This is a genomic window from Metabacillus sp. KH_069, from assembly GCF_057838075.1.
On the sequence record NZ_CM174460.1, the window covers coordinates 3,774,688 to 3,793,369 of the forward strand.

An 18,682-nucleotide genomic window follows, 5' to 3' on the forward strand; every position below is an offset into this window, starting at 1 on the left:
CGCTCTTTGCAGAAGTAATCTAATTTAAGGGTGTGATGGGCGGTTTCCCTGTTAAAACTGACAGGATGTTCTGAACACAGCAATCGATCATGGCGTAACGTGTTTCAGCCGTTGCACTGCCTATATGCGGGAGAGCTACTGTATTTGGCAGCTTTAACAGCGGGTGATCGGCGCTGATTGGTTCTTTCTCAAATACATCCAGTCCCGCTCCTGCAATTTCACCTGATTCAAGGGCTTTTATCAAATCTCCCTCTACAACCGTTCCGCCTCGCGAAGAATTAATAAAAAGAGCTGAAGATTTCATTTTTCTGAAGCTTTCAGCATTGAACATATGCTTCGTTTCATTCGTAAGCGGCGTCATGCAGACGACAAAATCTGATTGTTCCAGCAGTTCATCAAAGCTTGTATAAGCCGCTCCCAGCTTATTTTCCGCATCGTAATCTCTTGACCGATTGTGGTACAGGATATTCATATCAAACCCCTTGGCACGTTTAGCAACAGCCTGTCCTATTTTCCCCATGCCGACAATGCCGATTGTTTTATGGTGAACATCTGCACCCGCAAGCAAAAGCGGACTCCAGCTAGTCCATTTTCCTGCCTTCACATAGTCTGCCGCTTCAACGACCCGTCTTGCCGCTGTGAGGATGAGCGCAAATGTGAGGTCAGCCGTTGTATCAGTTAAGACATCGGGTGTATTCGTAATGATGACCTTTTTTTCCTTGGCATATTGAAGATTAATATTGTCGTATCCAACGGCAAGGTTTGCAATCACTTTTACGTTCTCTGCCTTATTAAGAAGCTCCTCGTCAACTTGATCGGATAGCATCGTCAAAAGGGCATCTGCTTCTTTAGCTTTTTCAAGCAGCAGACCGCGGGGACATGGGACATCTTCCTTCTCCCACATTTCCACTTCACCCAGCTCCTTAAGCGCTTTCAATCTTTCATCAGGACATTTTCTTGTTATGAATATTTTTGGCGTTTTCATCCTCTCACCCTTTTTCCATTTTCTTTTATCTTATCACATAAGGTGTGAGAGGAATGAACAGGTCTTAAAGCCAGTGTATAGCCGGCAAATAGATTTTTTTCGTCCGCATGGACAGTAGTTGCGCATATGATTTCAGAAATCCCTCATACTTGGAGGAATTCTTGAGCATTTCCGAAAGCTTCGCTTCATAATAGGGTTTATCCGTTTCAGATGATAAATAATAATCTTCAATGCATTCAAAATAATGAATCGGCAGGAGCAGGCGGCTGTAAATAAGTCTCCATGAAAAAGACGAGAGCGGTGTTGTCCGGTCATAATCCTCTAAAAGTAAAAACCCGTCCTGACGCAGTGTTTCTGGCTGATCGAAAAATTGGTTCCTTAAATATTCGGCAATATCCCTGCTGCAGTGATCGAACACCCAATCTGTCGGGATTTTCACGAGTCCTGATGACCTCCAAGTATCCGAATAGAATCTGTGATGGCAGACTGTTGCTGAATCAATAGGCTGAGGCTCATCGTCAAGTTCTGTGTCCACTAAGTATTGAATCGCATTTTCGGCAAGTCCCATATAATATGGAAATGATTCAGCGAACATTTTTTCAAACGAATCAAGCGGCTGCGAACTGATTTTTCCGCGCCAAAACCCTTCAAGCTGATCGGTTCGCTTTTCCCACAGCATCTTCCATTGGCCGATTCTGCTTATTTTTGAAACCTGATAAGGATAGCTTCTTGCTTTTTGATGAAATCGTGCGAGCTCTCTTCCCACCTGATACACACGCTCACTTTGAACATATGAGGTTTTCAAAATTCCATATTTCCTTTTTTCCCACTCTATATATAAATTCCCTTGCTTTGTTAACAAAAAAACCGCTACAAACGGGTCTCCGCGTTCAAGCAGAAAATGACTCATATTATACAGTTCATAAAGCTCTTCATCGTCTATATGTGACAGCGGGACAATCAAATAGACGTGCTGATGAAATGAGAAAGCATCATAATTTCCTACTCTGAATGTCTCTGCCACTCTAAGTCCATATTGTTCCCGTATCAATTTTTCCACGAGTTTCTCCCCCATATATAGATAAAAGTCCTTACCCTATCCTAATCGGAAGTTTACTCATTTATGTATATTTTGGATCGTAAGTTAAACACTTTTTAATGATTGACATTTTCATTACACATTCAGAAGGCCGTTTGCGTAAAATAGTAAAAAGAAGATTGGGTGAAATGGATGAAAGAAAAAGAGAAGATGGACATTGTTGAAAAAACAGCAAGGCAATGGATACAGGACCGCGGAGTAAAGGTAGAAGATATCGCAGAACTCGTATACTTTCTGCAAGTCAAATATCATCCTTCATTAACAATCGATCAATGTTTGGAGAATATAGATCGAGTACTATCAAAAAGAGAAGTGCAAAACGCCATTTTAACCGGCATACAATTAGATATTCTGGCAGAGAAAAAAATGCTTGAGGAACCCCTTCAAGCCATCATTGAAAGTGATGAAAGCCTATATGGGGTAGATGAAATCATCGCCCTGTCCATCGTCAATATCTATGGATCAATCGGTTTTACGAACTACGGCTACATCGATAAGGAAAAACCCGGAATTCTTAAATTCCTGAACGACAAATCAACCGGAATGGTCCACACCTATCTCGATGACATCATCGGGGCCATTGCAGCCGCTGCATCAAGCAGGCTGGCGCATCGGGCTAAGAATACGGAATAACATTGAAATGCGGAATCGCCCGTTTAGCTCCGACAGACAGATAAGGATCCGACAGTAAAGGCGCTTTTTGCCTTTGCTGGCGGATCCGTTCTGGCCGAGGGGCTAGGAGGCGGAGCTAGACAATATAGAAAAGCGGAATTGCCCGTTTAGCGCAGGCATGACAGATAAGGATCAGCCAGTGAAGGCACTTTTTGCCTTTGCTGGATGAGCCGTTCTGGCCGAGAAGTTGGGCGATGGAGCTGGCCAACAAGAAAAACGGTGCCGCCATATTATGAGTTTTTCACATTGGTTGCTGATTTGTGTATTAGTTAGCCCATATGACCTTTTTATAGCTCAGCAATAGAAAAAAGCGCATCATATCCGATGCGCTTTCTGCGTTCTTTAGATTTTGTCAAACCACTCTTCTAATGAGTCAACCGTATATGTCGGCTTTTCATTGTAATTAAGCAAATGCTCGCGAAGAGTTACTCCAGTATGGACAAGCAAAGTATCCAAACCTGTATTCATGCCCGCTTTGATATCTGTGTCATAGTTATCCCCAACCATTAACGTATCTTCAGGGTCTGTGCCCAATACTTTTAAAGCCTGTTCCATAATAATGCTTTCCGGTTTGCCGATAAAAATCGGCTGGACGGCAGTTGATACGGCAATCACCGATGTTAAGGAGCCGTTGCCCGGGAGCAGCCCTCGTTCTGTTGGTATGGCAATATCCCCATTAGTTGAAACGAACGTTGCTCCATTGCGGACAGCGATACAGCCCAATGCTAACTTTTCATAGTTAATGCCTCTGTCTATACCCGTTACGACAAAATCAGGATTTTCATCCACAAGCTTCAGGCCACGTTCAATCAATGCCTGCTGAATGCCTTCTTCACCAATCACATAAACAGTTGCATCAGATTTTTTCTCATAAATGAAGTTTGCCGTTGCCTGGCTTGTTGTAAATACTTTATCCTCGTCTGCAGGGATGTCAAATAAATTTAACTTATCCGCTACTTGTTTGGGAGTTCTTGATGAATTATTTGTAACAAATAAATACGGTATTTCTTTTTCTATTAATAATTTAACGAAATCGCTTGCTTCTTCAATTCGTTCTTTGCCTCGATACATGGTTCCATCCAGGTCAATTAAGTAGCCTTTGTACTTCTTCATCTATCTCACTCCTTGCTTTATGTAAAAAAATGAGACGCCTTCTTAAATAGAAAGCGTCCATTTATTATAATACGTTTATTCTTTAATGTCTAAAAGCGGAAACCGGGCCAAGTTCATTTTCCAGATAAGCCCTTACGCGGGAAGGAAAACTGTGAAGCACGTCTGACTGTTTTTTCAAGCTGGCTGTAAGAGCAGTGTGATCGATGGCCAGATACTCCTGAACGAGCTGTTTACGGAAACTGATTACTTCTTTCAGTCCGGCAGCTTCATCCTGATCAACCACTTTCTCATCGAGCATAATATCGATAATATCCTCATAGCTGCCCGGGTCTCTCATAATAAATCCGTCAATAATGGCATTCCCGGTATCCAGTATGGCTTCAATCATCATTTGCGCTAGACGTTCAAGCGCTTTCACTTCTATGTCAGTTTTCCATTCTTTGTGCTTGCCAAATAAAGCAAAGTTCTTTTCATAATAAACCAAGGTTTCTTCAATTTTCTCACGATCTACAAAATACATCTTTTGACACTCCTAACTTTCATACTCAATACTTGTATTTTATCACAATTTGGCTGATTTCAATATTTCCCTGCAGCTGGTTTCGGTAAAGAGGAACGTTTGCTATGATAGAGGAAAATGATATGGAATAAAGGGGAAATGATGATGTCCGAACGATTTTATTTATATGATGATACTGTCGAAACAAAAACACGCTTTGTCAGCTTTATGGGAGAAAACAGCCGCTTTGATTTAGCCATTGTTAAGTCTGACCGCTATTATGGCAAACACCTTGTTCTGAATTTATTGAGCAGCCGTTTTGCCATTATCGGCGAAGATGACCTGAATGAACCGGGATATATTGAACATGCCTTCAATCTCGAGGAAGACGAAGCAAATGAGCTGAGGGAATTTTTGTATGAAATGGTGTAAGGATAATTAATTGTCATCAATCGTACACTAAGCTAAAAAAGCAGGTGAGACAATGGATGATAAAGAAAAACGGGAGTACACGGATTTTTCAAATGTTGAAGATATGAGAAATCTGGTGCTGCCTGAAATTTTTCCTGAGGGGCCATACGGTGCACCTCGCGGCAAGGATGAGCCTGTGGAAAACAAGAGCTCGGAGTGGAAAGAAGGCCAGCGGTATTACAGTGCTTTTAACTATGAGTTCAAATCACTGCATCAGAATTTGCCAAGACAGTACCCTGGAGCACATCCTACCCACGACGATCCTGAGAAAAACGAAGAACCTCCTTATACGTCAAAATAATAAGCCGCGGATTTCTCCCGCGGCTTATTTCTTTATTCTTTTTAAGACAAAATGGGCGCAGCCGAAGTTGCAGTACTCAAATATGTACTCATCAAGTGTGCTGATTTTTGTGTCATAGGAAGCTTTTTGATTTTGATCGTCAAAAAACCCTTTAAGTCTAAGCTGGTTATAACCCCAGTCACCGACGATGTAATCATATTTATTCAGAATTTCTGAGTAACGCGCTTTAAAGGCCTCTTCATTAAAGCCATTTTTTTCGTCTTTAATGAGCTCAAAGCTATGATTTTGGACCGTTATCACTACTATCACCTCGCATGAAAGCTGTCTAAATACTATCATAATCGATTTCCCCATCAATTGCTAAGAAAGATTGCGTTTGTTTTGGTCAACCTAAGGTTACGGAGGTGTTTGCGATGAAGAAAATCGCGTTCACGGCATCCTTAATAGGTATGATTATCATGACTGGATGCCAGAATACTGCAAGTGAAAATGAATTGTTTGAGGAAAATGGCAATACGGTAAATGTAAATGATGAAAATGGCATAAAAAACGGAAAAGACACCAACTCCGGTTTTGGCTATGTGCGTCATGTAAAAAACAATTTAGCCCAGGAAAATGATTACGATAAGGTGCCTCAAGTTGATTACGAAAAGACAGCTAATGCCATTTCCAGCTTAATCGTTCAGCTTCCGAACATCCAGGATGTGGCAACACTTGTAACTGATGAAGAAGTCCTGATCGCTTATCAGACGGATACGAAAAATCGAAATGAAACAGCGGATCAAGTGAAAAAAACGGCGATTTCCGTCGTTCCCAGATACTACCACGTTTACCTGTCCGATGATCCTGAGATGATTAAGCAAGTCGAAGGATACTCAGGCCTTGATCCAGAAAGCAGAGATATTGATCAAATTATCGATAGCACAATAAAAGAAATGCTGAAATCCCCTCAAGGCCGCAAACTGAACAAAGGTGAAAACGCAAACGGAGAAGGCTACGGCGAAACAAACGAAAACCTTGACAAGGACATGAAGGATAAATAAGAGCTCTACAAACACAATAATCGTCTGCTCACACTAAAAAAGTACCCGCTTCAAAGATGCGGGTACTTTTATTATGCCTGTGCCTGTCTTGCTTTAGTTGCTGCATTAACCTGCTCATCTGCATGATAGGATGAACGAACGAGCGGGCCTGCTTCACAGTGGCTGAAGCCTTTGCTCATCGCAATTTCCCGAAGCTCTGCAAATTCTTCAGGTGTGTAATATTTCATTACTTTAAGATGCTTTTTTGAAGGCTGCAAGTATTGGCCTATTGTCATAATGTCAACATTGTTTGCACGCAAATCATCCATTGTTTCGATGATTTCTTCTTTTGTTTCGCCGAGTCCAATCATTAAGCTTGATTTGGTCGGAATTTCAGGCTGCATTTCTTTAGCGCGGCGCAGGAATTCCAGGGAACGGTCATATTTTGCACGTGCGCGAACTCTTGGAGTCAAACGTTTTACGGTTTCAATGTTATGGTTTAATATATCCGGTTTTGCGTCCATGAGTGTTTTTAAGTTTTCTTCCACTCCGCCCATATCAGATGGCAGAACTTCAATTGAAGTAAATGGACTTTTGCGGCGTACGGCGCGGACTGTTTCGGCAAATACGTTAGCTCCCCCGTCACGCAGATCATCCCTTGCAACCGCTGTTATAACAGCATGTTTTAAGTTCATCAATGCTACTGAATCTGCAACGCGTTCCGGCTCTTGTAAATCAAGTTCAGTCGGCAATCCAGTTTTTACCGCACAGAAACGGCATGCACGAGTGCACACAGCGCCAAGAATCATAAATGTTGCAGTTCGTCTTACTGCCCAGCATTCATGAATATTGGGACATTTTGCTTCTTCACAAACGGTGTGAAGATTTTTTTCGCGCATCATTTTTTTTAAGCCTGTGTAATTTTCATTGGTGTTTAGTTTTATTTTTAGCCAATCCGGCTTTCTCAGGTATTCTTCTTTCTTAGCCATCTGAATCATCTCCAGTATGTATTGTAAGTATTCCTCTGATTCTGCGAATGTTCAGCATAAAAGGAAAATTTAAAATGAAATAGGTACATTAGTCACTTTAACATAACAGAGCAAGATAGGACAAGGGAAAGAGAGCGATGCAATTTCTAACATTTTCTACATATGAATTTTCTTTATTACACCAAACTAAGGTTATGAAATTGGTTTAAAGGAGACCGGTAATGTGAGAAAAATATGGATCCTGTTTATTCTTTGTTTCTTCTGCACTGCCCTGCCTAATCAGGTGCTCGGGGCAGATAAAAGCATCGAACAAATTAATCAAGAACGAATGAACTTATTTAAAAAAGCTGAAACCATCACTCAAATTCCCTGGTACGTACTGGCCTCTGTTGATCAATATGAGCGTAACGTAAGAAGAACCAGGAATGATATCCCTAAAGCAAAAGGCGTTATTGGCATCTATATTAAACCGGAAATATGGACTGGGCTGCAAAATCCAGATCGGTCTGACACCAACCCGACAAGCATCTCTTTATTTGGCGGGATTGGCATTGACGGAAATGGCGACGGAAAGGCGGAGCCTGACAATGACGAAGATGTGCTGTTTACGTTTGCAGCCTATTTGCTGTCTTATGGAATTGATCTCGAAAACATAAAAATTGGTCTTTGGGATTACTATCAGCGTGATAAAACAATTGGATTGATTTCAGGACATATGAAGCTTTTTCAAAAATACGGAAGACTGGATCTTGATCAGCATTCTTTCCCTGTCCCTATTCGCTTCAACTACAGCTATAAAAACACATGGGGAGATGCACGAGGATGGGGCGGCAGAAGAATACATGAAGGCACAGACATCTTTGCCAATTACGGTGTTCCTGTGAGTTCTACTTGCTATGGAATTATTGAAATGAAGGGCTGGAACAGGTTTGGCGGCTGGAGGCTGGGAATTCGGGACAGCTCCAATACGTACCATTACTTTGCCCACCTGAATGGATTTGCAGATGGCCTTCAAGTAGGACAAATTGTGGAGCCCGGGCAGTTAATCGGTTCAGTCGGGAGCTCAGGCTATGGACCACCGGGAACCTCTGGAAAGTTCCCTCCGCATCTTCATTATGGCATGTACAAAGATAATGGCAGAACAGAATGGTCATATGATCCTTATCCGCAGTTAAAAGTATGGGAACGTGCAGAATACAGGAAAAGAAAGAGAAAATAAGAAAAGCGTAAGCGCCCGTTTAGCTCCGACAGACAGATAAGGATCCGACAGAAAAGGCGCTTTTTGCCTTTACTGGCGGATCCGTTCTGGCCGAGGAGTTGGGCGTTGGAGCTAGACACCAATGCGCAAAATTTTATACTTGCTTATTGCTTAAATAAACGGGTCAGCAATAAACGCTGACCCGCATTTTAATTATGATCTTTTAGCTTTAACAACTGCATTAGCTATACTTGCAGCCAATCCGCCCCAAATAACAACTATACCAACAATCATCATTGTAATTGCTCCGCCGCTCATTAGCGTGATACCTCCTTATCAGCTGGAAGCTCAATTGTATCCTTTTTCCATGAAATGAATGAGAACAGAATACCCACAATTAATGCTCCTGCTGCAACCAGCCAGCCTGAATATAAAAGGAACTCACTTGAATAGGATCCTCCGCCATACGGCTCTGCTCTAAGCTTATCAATCATCATGTAGCCAAGAACGATAGGAGTAATGACCCCTAAGCATACTTTCCACCATGCTCCTAATTGAATATCAGAAATCTGGTTGGCATGTTTTTGAAGATCTGTTGCCTGTCTAAGAATCCAAATAACAACGATTACTTCAACAAAACCTGCCAGAGTCACACCAAAGCTGTTGATAAACTCATCTGCTACGTCCAAGAAGTTAATTCCGCCTCTTGTAGCAAATAAAAGAGAAATGATTGCTGAAATTCCTCCGCCGATAAATACGGCTTTTGTACGGGAAACATTAAACTTATCTTGAACACCTGCTACAAACGTTTCAACGATTGAAATGAGTGATGTTAATCCTGCAAGTGTCAGTGATGCAAAGAACAAGAAACCAAAAAGCTCATTAAATGCCGGGAACTCATTAATAATTTGCGGGAATACGATAAAAGCTAAACCGATTCCTTTTGAAACGACTTCATTAACAGGAACACCCTGCTGCATCGCCATGAAACCAAGTGCACTGAATACTCCAATACCTGCAAGCAGTTCAAATGCAGAGTTTCCGAATCCTGTAATAAATGCATTGTTTGTGATATCTGATTTTTTTGGAAGATAGCTTGAATAAGTAACCATAATTGCAAACGCGATGGATAAACTGAAGAAAATTTGTCCATATGCAGCTATCCATACTTTTCCGTTGAAAATCATATCCCAATTCGGTTTAAAAAAGGCTTCCAGACCTTGTGCTGCGCCTTCTAAAGTTAATGCGCGGATAACAATAATTAAGAATAAGACCACTAAAGTAGGAATGAAAATTTTATTTGCAAGTTCAATTCCTTTTTTAACACCTGCAAACAGCACACCAAGTGTAACTACCCATACAATTAATAGTGGCAAAAGCACGCCTGGCGCAAATCCGCCTAATTCCCCGGGAAGCTGCAACCTGAAGATAATCGCTGAAAAGGAATGTCTGTGTATCTTTTCCCCAGCTTAAATTTAAAGAAAAGCCGCTGTATGAAATTGCCCAAGCGATGATGACCGAGTAATACGTTGAAATGACAAATGCGATGCCGACCTGCCACCAGCCTAGCCATTCAAATTTCTTGCTTAGTCTTGCATACGTGAGTGGTGCGGAACCGCGGTATTTATGTCCGAGCGTAAACTCCATTACAAGCAGCGGAATCCCTGCAGTCAATAGTGCAAATAGATACGGAATGAAGAAGGATCCCCCTCCATTTTCATAAGCAACTCCAGGAAAGCGCCAGATGTTTCCTAAACCGATTGCCGATCCAACAGCTGCTAAAATAAAGCCTGCCCTTGTTCCCCACTGTGGACGATTATCCATGTGTAAAGCCCCCTTTTGCTGTTTCTTCCCGAATTTGGAAGAATTATAATTTTTACTATTTTCTGATATTTCAGTATAACTATACATAGTATAATCGGACATTATGCCTAAGTCAAAATGATTTTTAAAAATTATTATTTTAAGATGATTTACCTGTCATATTTTCTTACAATAAAAGGCAGAGTCCTGGAGAACTCTGCCTTTTTAACCTATTTCAAAGGAATCTCTTCCTTTTTTTTGAAGATGAGGATGAAAACAACTAAGAGGACAACTACTGTCAAAAGTCCCAGAAGCATGCTTCCTGAAAATCCTAAAACAAGATAGCCAGCCGCTGCTATAATTCCTCCGGTAATGGCATAAGGCATCTGTGTGATAACATGATCGATATGATGGCTTCCTGCCCCTGTTGAGGATAAGATTGTTGTATCGGATATAGGAGAACAGTGATCCCCAAGCACAGCCCCTGCAAGAACGGCTGCCATCGCAGGAAGAAGCATGGAAATGTCAGTCGCTGCTGTAATTTCACCTGCGATCGGAAGCATAATTCCGAAAGTGCCCCATGAAGTCCCGGTTGCAAATGCCATAAAGCCTGCAAGAATAAACAGAATAACCGGAAGGAGTGCTGTGTTCAGATTCGATTGCTCAACAATCCCTGCCAGGTATTCACCTGTTTTCAGCTGACCGATTAAGTCTACAATCATCCAGGCCAAGCTTAGGATGTAGATTGCTGGCAGCATTGATTTAATGCCTTCAAGAAATCCCTTCGGCAAGTAAGAAGCACTGATTCCTTTGCTGAAATAAAGAGCAAGAGTTACGAGTAAGCCGAATAATCCGCCTAAAACTAGAGATTTAGCTACATCGGTATATTCAAACATAGTCAAAAGGGTGAGAGCAACTCCTTCTTCTCCCTGAACACCCTGATATCCGGTCCATAGCATGGCACTTACCGTTCCGATAATTAAGGCAATAATCGGCCATACAAGATTTGCAATCGTCCCTTTATCGCTTGTAGGCAAATCTTCTTTAATATCTCCAAGCGGTTCTTTTTCGGGATCAAAAACAACGCCTGTTTCAATCGCACGCTCTTCGTGCTGCTTCATGCTTCCTAAATTAATATTGAAGTAAGCTGTTGCAAAAACTAAAGCCAATGCTGCAAATACATAGTAATTCATCGGAACCATCGTCATGAATGCTGAAAGAGGTGTGTATTCGCTGACACCATGCGTCGCAAGAATTGTTCCGATCATAGCAATAATATAGGCTCCCCAGCTTGAAACCGGCGAAACTACACAAACAGGTGCTGATGTTGAGTCAATAATGTAAGCAAGTTTTGCGCGGGATACTCTTTGACGGTCCGTAATCGGACGGCTTACCTGACCGACTGCAAGTGCGTTAAAATAATCATCAATAAAAATCAGGACACCTAAAAGGGCTGCTGTAAATTGAGCGCCTGCTCTTGTTTTGACACGTTTTAGAGCCCATTCTCCAAAGGCTCTGCTGCCTCCTGAAATCGAAATAAGCGCTGTAACAACACCTAAAATTAAAAGAAAAAGCAGAATAAAGACATTCCAGGTGTTTAATGCTCCATCTGAAATAAAGATGGCTTTAAATGCTTCATACACTTTCGTAAGTGTTTCTAAAATTGAAAAATTCGTAAGAATAAGTGCAGCGGAAAGAATTCCAACACCAAGGGAAAGCAGAACTCTCCGTGTTAAAATAACCATCAGAATCGCGATGATTGGGGGAAGAATCGAATAAATAGTGCCTGACATGGTATATTGCCTCCTAAAAATATTTTTTAGGCTACCGGCACGAGGAAGGGATAAAAAAGTGCAAATAAAAAAGAGTAGCGATAGAAAATAACTATCATTACTCTTCCCGCATTACGGTGTAATGTTATGTTATCCTCCACGATCAGTAGCCCTCCATTATAGATATCATCCATAATGACAGTGTTACCCTTATTCAAGGTAACCCCAGCCATGCAAATGCTGACACGTTTGCATAACTTCGGCAAAAAAGCCTTTTGTATAGTGGTCTCAGTTGTCATCCTCACACTATCTACTCTTCTTTTTCGCGCCTCTACCTCATCATGAGACAAGGTGAAGTATTCAGTTTATAATTATGGATTATAACAATAAACTATGAAACTTTCAACCTGCTAGTGTTACCTTCCAGATGATTCCACCGGCACATCGATTGCGGGAGGGGAACCCGCTCCGCCGCCATTGTAATAACTTGGAACCTGCCCCTGTACTGCTTTAATAGCAATTGGAATTGTGTTTCTGACTGTAGCTGTTTGAGTGGAAAAGGGAATGACCACTTCTACATTCACTTCAATTTCAACAGCAATCTCAATTAAAGCATTATTAATTCCATACTGCTGAATCGTTTCTTTTACGTCAGTCTGTACTTCCCCCACTACATAGAAGCGTACCGGCACCCTCGGTCCCAAGTTCCCGATCAGGGCATTATTTGTAGCTTGACCCAATGGGATGGAATAAATAATTCCCTCCCCCTGCTCATCTTTTGATATATGTTCCCCTTCAGGAAGCTCGAGTGCATCAATATTTCCTTTCGAAGCCTCTCTCAAGTTCGTTTGAATTTTATCTGTAGTTTTAGCAAGCACGCTTCTGACAAACTTCGCGTTAAAATCGATCGTTGTCACATTCCCTTTTTCATCTGTATCAACAACAAACATTTCATCCACATCAACATCTTCTTTTATATCTTTATTAATTGCATTTTGAATAACGAGTGTTGCAATCCGTTTTGTTTCCGTTTCTGCTACGGTCATTAATGTCGGTTCAATTCCTTTATTGACGATCCATAGACCTGCAGCTGTAGAAAAAATAAAAAAGACAAGCGACAGCAGGAATACATATCGGAAAGGAAGCGGTCCCTTCTTATGAGGGCGTTTGCGGAATCTGGCCAAAAATAAATCCCCCCTTTACATGATATGTTTATGCAGGCAAGGGGGGATGTACGCATTCTTTTTCATCTATGATTTTGAAATGATATTTAAATAGCGATAGCTATAATATGGCGCTTTTGTTTAGCTGTTATTACAGCATCCTTAACAGTGCATCTCTGCCGCTCATACCGACGTGTATGCCGCGATTTTCAGCCTCAAATGTAATGGATTCAAGAGGTGCATCAAGCAGCTGTTCAATGGTACGGACGCCGACTGCACGCCCAGCAATAATTCCGCGGTCTTTTAATTTTTCATTGAGTAAAGCTACATCAAGCGCACCGCACATAATGTATCCCTTCTCACTTGTAACAGCCATAAAATTGGTTTTGGGCAATGCTACCGTTATAGCTGTAAACTGATTGTTTTCAATAATAATTGGTGTCATGGATACCATCGTTATTTCACACTCCCTTCCTTCTACAATTTATGAAGAAAGCAGACATGAAGTGTGAAAATTAGGCATTCTTGGACGAATGTCCCTGTTTTAGCTTCCAGGCTAGCAGATCCCTCAGCATTTCAGGCATATAATACGTTTTCTTTTCCGCATGGCCAATAGATGGATACAGGACACCAAGTGTAAACATATCCACTGTAGCTACTGCATAAATTCGTTCTGGCTGTATAGGTGCCCCTGATACCAGAATTTCTTTTACATGGTGCAGACCGTCTTCTAATGGCTCTGTAAAAACCTCAATTCCGTCAAAAACCATTCGTCCCATAACATGGCCCCGGAAACCAAGACCCTTTAATTTCAGCTGCTCCATCCTTTCTGTGCGCGCTTCTAAAATAACTTCTTTTAAGACGTCTCCTTTTAAATAAACAGTGCAGGGATTAATAGGATGCGGACAAATGCGGTGCAGATCTTTTTTTGTAACCGGTCCTTTTTTCAGCGGTTCAAGCAGCATTCCTGCATTCACCATGCTGACCTCACCATTGCACCACTCTTTAAGAGCTGAAGCTAAAATGTCCGGAAATTCAGACTTACCAAACCAGTCCAATGATAAATCCTCTTCTAAAATGGCGACTGGTTCTGAGAGAATCTCATCACTTTTTATCGCTTCATTTATTAGAAACTGTTTTGTTTCTTCACACTCAGGCTCTGAAAGAATGTTAATAACTTCAGCTTCCTTTGCGATTAAGGAGCGTGATTTATCCACAGTGAGTGAAATATGCCCGACCAATCCACAGTTTTTACCTGCACCTGTTAATAAAGCGCCATGCAGAAGTTTTCCTTTTTCAAAGATATGATGAGTATGCGCCCCCAGTATGATATCAATTTCCGGAAACTCTTTTGCCGCGATTTCATCATCATTAATTCCTAAATGAGAGAGCAAAATGATGATATCCGCTTCGCCTTTTACCATCTCGATTGTTTCTTTCAGACTTTGAAACGGATCTTTTATTTTCCAGCCAAGCAAATGATAAAATTTTTCGTAAAAAACGCTTACTCCCAGTAATACTGCCTTAGTGCCATCAGAGAGAGTCATGATTTCATAAGGCTTCACCCAGCTAGGTCGTTCCCCGAGTTCTGTGTATAAGTTTGAAAGAATAACCGGAAAACGTGCATGTGTGTATAAAGTGTCCAGTGCCGCATGAGGGAGAGTGATCCCCTCATTGTTGCCGATTGTAACAGCATCATAATTTAGTGCATTTAGAAGTTCCACATTTGCTTTTCCCTGTGTTGCTTCTGTTATGGGATGAACACGGTCGATATGGTCTCCCACGTCTACTAAAATCATGTCTTCTCCTTTAGCAGCATGCTCTTTTTTCATTCTTTTCAAATAGTGAGCAACTTTTGGCCAGTTTTCAAAATAACTGTGTAAATCATTTGTGTGATATAGATGAATGGTCTCTGCCATTTACATTCTCCTCAATTAAAAAATACCTTCATAAATCAGTTTTAATCCGGCAACGATCAGAACGAGCCGCAGCAGGTTAATTACAGCTTTACCAGAAAGCTTCGCCGCAATCATGGCACCTGCCTTCCCACCAGCCCAAGCACCGGGTATTAAAGCCAAAGCAAAAAGCCAGTTCACATTTCCAAGAGCAATATGCATAACAGAGCTTGATATACCCGATAAAAAAATAATGAACATCGACGTAGCCACTGCTATATGCGGAGGGAATAAGAAAAGCAGCACCATTGCAGGCACCATTAAAGCTCCGCCGCCAATTCCAAACAGCCCTGAGATAAATCCAACTCCAAATGAAATAAAGACCGCAGGGACCGGCTTGTAAAAATAAGCAGCTTCTTTGCCGTTTTCAGATGAATAATAGCGGATCACATCCCCATGTCCGGGCTCTCTGTATTTTGGCTTCCATTTATCTCTCATCATAAGAAGCAGTGAGACAAAAATCATGAACAGCCCAAAGTAAAGGGAGAATGAATCCAAATTCAAATATTTATTAAGATAAGCGCCTATTATACCTCCAGGTCCGCTTCCGATAAAAAAAATCAAACCGCTTCTATAATCCACTTTTTTAACCTTCATATAAGCAAGCGTTGAGGATAAACCAGTAAAAATGACGACAAGCAAAGAAGTTCCGACTGCCGTCTGCGGAGTTACATGTTCAAAAATCGTAAAATAAGCAGAGGAAAAAAGCATAGCCGGCACAACAATAATTCCTCCGCCAAGACCAACAAGACTACCGATCGTGCCGGCAATAAAACCGATCAGGACAAGAAAAACCCATTCCATTTACTCCAACTCATTTCCGTTTATTCTCCGCTGAATAAATCCAGCTGTCTAGGTGCTAAGTCTTCATACTCTATATTTAAAAGCTTTTGCATCTGTTTTGCATTGTCTGCTGCATCTCCGCCTGAATTATTATTAAAGAGAAGATAAACATCTTTAGTTGAATCTTTCAATTGATCAATATTCTCACGCCAATCCTGCAATTCCTGCTGATTGTACCGATAGAGATACCTGACCTCACGCCAGTCTTCACCATTTGCAGGTCTTGTCCAGCCATGCACATTTCTGCCGTGCATCCGGATTAACGTTTTATTTTCATCTGTCGCTCTCACTACTGCCGGAATCGACCCGCTTCCAGCCTGTGGCTCGTCACAAATGCTGTGAATCCACTTTTCCTGTTCCATAAAAGTGAGGGTCTTTTCATATGTATCAGGCACAAACCATGATTGATGCCTGAATTCTAAGGCAACTGGAACGGAGCCCATTTGCTCTCTGCACCATCTCAAATAACTGACATTCTCCTTTTTGCATTCAAACCACGGCGGGAATTGAAATAAAACCATCGCAAGCTTGCCTGCAGCCTGATACGGTTCAATCGAATGATGGAAAGCCTGGAACATCTCTTCTTTAGAATCAAAAGGAATATCTCCCCGCTGATGTCCTGTCATTCCCTGATACGCTTTCACGATAAATTGAAAACTGTCTGGCGTATCCTTCACCCATTTTTCTGCGTTGCGCTGAGGCTGAACAGCATAGAAGCTTGCATCCACTTCAACGATCGGAAAATGTCCCGAGTATTCCTTCAGCTTGTCTCCGGACGAAATCCCATTAGGATAAAGCGAATCATGATCTCCCCAGCCTGTAAGTCCAATATAGATCAATCTGCGTTCAGCCTCCTTTTTCGTTTTTGTCGGTTCTTTTATGATACTACATGGATAAGATATTTTCATTCTGCATGGCCTGTGAAGTTAAGAAAAGCACAAACGTCTTGGGCAGGTACTCCCTCGGCTTACTGAAGATTACCTGTAGTGTGTTTTCAATCTTTTATTAGACACTTCATATATACGGGTGCTGTTATAAAGTGCTGCAACCCGGTTTTTGGAGCACTTCACTGATTCAGATCATGCTATAAAGTGCTCCAATCCGGGTTTTAAAGCACTTCACATATACGGGTGCTGCTATAAAGTGCTGCAACCCGGTTTTTGGAGCAATTCACTTATACGGGTGCTGTTTTAAAGTGTCCAATCCGGGTTTTAAAGCACTTCACATTTAAAGAAGGTCTCTAAAGTATTCCTATCCGCTTTTTAAAAAACTTCATATATTAGAAGGGTATTATAATCCAACCCTCATATCATTCCCCATACAAAAAAGCTCACCGCGACTGGTGAGCTTTTCTTCATTCTTATTAACCGATAGAGCCTTCCATTTCGAACTTGATTAAACGGTTCATTTCAACCGCATATTCCATTGGAAGTTCTTTTGTAAATGGCTCAATGAATCCCATTACGATCATTTCAGTTGCTTCTTCTTCTGAAATACCGCGGCTCATGAGATAGAATAATTGTTCTTCAGATACTTTTGAAACCTTAGCTTCATGCTCTAAAGAGATGTTATCATTGAAGATTTCGTTATATGGAATTGTATCAGATGTAGACTGATTATCCATGATTAACGTATCACACTCAATGTTTGAACGTGCGCCTTCAGCTTTGCGGCCAAAGTGAACAATTCCGCGGTATGTTACTTTACCGCCTTGTTTAGAGATTGATTTTGAAACAATCGTTGAAGACGTATTAGGTGCTAAGTGAATCATTTTCGCACCTGCGTCCTGATGCTGGCCTTTGCCTGCTAATGCAATGGATAATGTCATACCGCGCGCGCCTTCACCCTTAAGGATGACAGCCGGGTATTTCATTGTTAATTTAGATCCAATATTTCCATCGATCCATTCCATTGTTGCGTTCTTTTCACAAACTGCACGTTTTGTAACAAGGTTGAATACGTTGTTCGCCCAGTTTTGAATGGTTGTGTAACGGCAGTAGCCGCCATCTTTAACGATAATTTCAACTACAGCACTGTGAAGTGAATTCGTCGTGTAAACAGGAGCTGTACAGCCCTCTACATAGTGCACATGTGCGCCTTCATCAACAATAATCAGCGTACGTTCGAACTGACCCATGTTTTCAGAGTTAATGCGGAAGTATGCCTGAAGCGGTGTATCAACTTTGATGCCTTTTGGCACATAGATGAATGATCCTCCAGACCATACAGCTGAATTAAGTGCTGAGAACTTGTTATCTGTCGGAGGAATCACTTTGCCGAAATGCTCTCTGAAAATATCTTCGTTTTCTTTAAGAGCTGTATCTGTATCTTTAAAGACGATACCAAGATCTTCAAGATCCTCTTTCATATTGTGGTATACAACCTCAGATTCGTACTGAGCTGAAACACCGGCCAAATATTTTTGCTCTGCTTCAGGAATTCCTAGTTTATCAAACGTGCGTTTGATTTCCTCAGGTACTTCATCCCAAGAGCGCTCTGATTTTTCAGATGGTTTTACGTAGTACGTAATTTCATCAAAGTTAAGTGCAGCCATATCGCCGCCCCATTGAGGCATTGGCATGTTATAGAAATGCTCCAGTGATTTCAGACGGAAATCAAGCATCCATTGCGGCTCGCTTTTCATGCGAGAAATTTCTTCAACAATTTCTTTAGTTAATCCGCGCTTAGAACGGAAAATCGAAACGTCTTTATCAGCAAATCCATACTTGTAATCGCCGATTTCTGGCATTTTTTTAGCCATCCGTTTTCACTCCAATCATAGTAGAATGAGGTCTGC

General features: G+C 41.4%; 19 protein-coding genes, 1 pseudogene and 1 riboswitch. Of the genes and pseudogenes, 5 read left to right on the forward strand and 15 right to left on the reverse strand.

Annotation, left to right across the window (positions count from 1 at the left end; genetic code table 11):
• Window positions 1-19: 19 nt before the first annotated feature.
• Window positions 20-985 (reverse strand): 2-hydroxyacid dehydrogenase, encoded by a 966-nt coding sequence (locus tag AC3ISE_RS19030; protein WP_489222175.1) that lies wholly within the window; start codon window positions 983-985, stop codon window positions 20-22.
• Between the two features lie 64 nt (window positions 986-1,049).
• Window positions 1,050-2,045, reverse strand: a complete 996-nt coding sequence (yutH, locus tag AC3ISE_RS19035; protein ID WP_489222176.1) for a spore coat putative kinase YutH — start codon at window positions 2,043-2,045, stop codon at window positions 1,050-1,052.
• 171 nt (window positions 2,046-2,216) lie between these two features.
• On the opposite strand from yutH, the gene AC3ISE_RS19040 reads away from it, so the two are divergent.
• Window positions 2,217-2,717, forward strand: a complete 501-nt coding sequence (locus tag AC3ISE_RS19040) for a phosphatidylglycerophosphatase A family protein (RefSeq protein ID WP_133312483.1) — start codon at window positions 2,217-2,219, stop codon at window positions 2,715-2,717.
• A gap of 381 nt (window positions 2,718-3,098) precedes the next feature.
• Here AC3ISE_RS19040 and AC3ISE_RS19045 read toward each other — a convergent pair whose 3' ends face one another.
• Together AC3ISE_RS19045 and AC3ISE_RS19050 are read right to left on the reverse strand one after the other, a co-directional pair.
• Window positions 3,099-3,869: a TIGR01457 family HAD-type hydrolase gene (locus AC3ISE_RS19045; RefSeq protein ID WP_489222177.1), complete on the reverse strand. Its 771-nt coding sequence runs from the start codon at window positions 3,867-3,869 to the stop codon at window positions 3,099-3,101.
• Window positions 3,870-3,951: 82 nt separating this feature from the next.
• Window positions 3,952-4,389 (reverse strand): DUF86 domain-containing protein, encoded by a 438-nt coding sequence (locus AC3ISE_RS19050; RefSeq protein WP_489222178.1) that lies wholly within the window; start codon window positions 4,387-4,389, stop codon window positions 3,952-3,954.
• Between the two features lie 144 nt (window positions 4,390-4,533).
• On the opposite strand from AC3ISE_RS19050, the gene AC3ISE_RS19055 reads away from it, so the two are divergent.
• On the forward strand, window positions 4,534-4,800 hold the full coding sequence (locus AC3ISE_RS19055; protein WP_489224387.1) for a DUF3055 domain-containing protein: 267 nt from the start codon (window positions 4,534-4,536) through the stop codon (window positions 4,798-4,800).
• 52 nt (window positions 4,801-4,852) lie between these two features.
• The gene (locus AC3ISE_RS19060; RefSeq protein ID WP_489222179.1) at window positions 4,853-5,140 is read left to right on the forward strand and encodes a cytosolic protein; all 288 of its coding nucleotides are present in this window, start codon (window positions 4,853-4,855) and stop codon (window positions 5,138-5,140) included.
• A gap of 24 nt (window positions 5,141-5,164) precedes the next feature.
• Here AC3ISE_RS19060 and AC3ISE_RS19065 read toward each other — a convergent pair whose 3' ends face one another.
• The gene (locus tag AC3ISE_RS19065; RefSeq protein WP_070877943.1) at window positions 5,165-5,440 is read right to left on the reverse strand and encodes a YutD family protein; all 276 of its coding nucleotides are present in this window, start codon (window positions 5,438-5,440) and stop codon (window positions 5,165-5,167) included.
• Window positions 5,441-5,553: 113 nt separating this feature from the next.
• Between AC3ISE_RS19065 and AC3ISE_RS19070 the strand changes: the two genes are divergently transcribed.
• Window positions 5,554-6,183, forward strand: coding sequence for a YhcN/YlaJ family sporulation lipoprotein (locus tag AC3ISE_RS19070; protein WP_489222180.1), 630 nt, complete (start codon window positions 5,554-5,556; stop codon window positions 6,181-6,183).
• Between the two features lie 71 nt (window positions 6,184-6,254).
• Here AC3ISE_RS19070 and lipA read toward each other — a convergent pair whose 3' ends face one another.
• Window positions 6,255-7,151, reverse strand: coding sequence for a lipoyl synthase (gene lipA / locus AC3ISE_RS19075; protein WP_489222181.1), 897 nt, complete (start codon window positions 7,149-7,151; stop codon window positions 6,255-6,257).
• A 271-nt stretch (window positions 7,152-7,422) separates the two neighbouring features.
• Between lipA and AC3ISE_RS19080 the strand changes: the two genes are divergently transcribed.
• Entirely contained in the window at window positions 7,423-8,370 is a 948-nt protein-coding gene (locus AC3ISE_RS19080) for a M23 family metallopeptidase (RefSeq protein WP_489224388.1), read from the forward strand.
• 192 nt (window positions 8,371-8,562) lie between these two features.
• Here AC3ISE_RS19080 and AC3ISE_RS19085 read toward each other — a convergent pair whose 3' ends face one another.
• The 9 genes and pseudogenes from AC3ISE_RS19085 to sufB all read right to left on the reverse strand — a co-directional run bounded on the left by AC3ISE_RS19085 (window position 8,563) and on the right by sufB (window position 18,646).
• Window positions 8,563-8,667 (reverse strand): methionine/alanine import family NSS transporter small subunit, encoded by a 105-nt coding sequence (locus AC3ISE_RS19085; RefSeq protein ID WP_139149042.1) that lies wholly within the window; start codon window positions 8,665-8,667, stop codon window positions 8,563-8,565.
• A pseudogene (locus AC3ISE_RS19090) lies at window positions 8,667-10,173 on the reverse strand (sodium-dependent transporter). Before AC3ISE_RS19090 ends, AC3ISE_RS19085 begins: the two are co-directional and overlap by 1 nt.
• Window positions 10,174-10,382: 209 nt before the next feature.
• Window positions 10,383-11,945, reverse strand: a complete 1,563-nt coding sequence (locus tag AC3ISE_RS19095; protein WP_489222182.1) for a Na+/H+ antiporter NhaC family protein — start codon at window positions 11,943-11,945, stop codon at window positions 10,383-10,385.
• Between the two features lie 138 nt (window positions 11,946-12,083).
• Window positions 12,084-12,266: riboswitch (Lysine riboswitch) on the reverse strand.
• A gap of 74 nt (window positions 12,267-12,340) precedes the next feature.
• Window positions 12,341-13,108, reverse strand: coding sequence for a sporulation protein YunB (yunB, locus tag AC3ISE_RS19100; RefSeq protein WP_070874697.1), 768 nt, complete (start codon window positions 13,106-13,108; stop codon window positions 12,341-12,343).
• A 130-nt stretch (window positions 13,109-13,238) separates the two neighbouring features.
• Window positions 13,239-13,541, reverse strand: a complete 303-nt coding sequence (locus AC3ISE_RS19105) for a YunC family protein (RefSeq protein WP_070874699.1) — start codon at window positions 13,539-13,541, stop codon at window positions 13,239-13,241.
• 61 nt (window positions 13,542-13,602) lie between these two features.
• Window positions 13,603-15,006: a bifunctional metallophosphatase/5'-nucleotidase gene (locus tag AC3ISE_RS19110; protein WP_489222183.1), complete on the reverse strand. Its 1,404-nt coding sequence runs from the start codon at window positions 15,004-15,006 to the stop codon at window positions 13,603-13,605.
• Window positions 15,007-15,021: 15 nt separating this feature from the next.
• A complete protein-coding gene (locus AC3ISE_RS19115) occupies window positions 15,022-15,846 on the reverse strand; it encodes a sulfite exporter TauE/SafE family protein (protein WP_489222184.1) in 825 nt (274 codons plus the stop codon).
• A 20-nt stretch (window positions 15,847-15,866) separates the two neighbouring features.
• The gene (locus tag AC3ISE_RS19120) at window positions 15,867-16,724 is read right to left on the reverse strand and encodes a DUF72 domain-containing protein (RefSeq protein ID WP_489222185.1); all 858 of its coding nucleotides are present in this window, start codon (window positions 16,722-16,724) and stop codon (window positions 15,867-15,869) included.
• A 524-nt stretch (window positions 16,725-17,248) separates the two neighbouring features.
• Window positions 17,249-18,646 (reverse strand): Fe-S cluster assembly protein SufB, encoded by a 1,398-nt coding sequence (sufB, locus tag AC3ISE_RS19125; protein WP_191557610.1) that lies wholly within the window; start codon window positions 18,644-18,646, stop codon window positions 17,249-17,251.
• Window positions 18,647-18,682 lie beyond the last annotated feature (36 nt).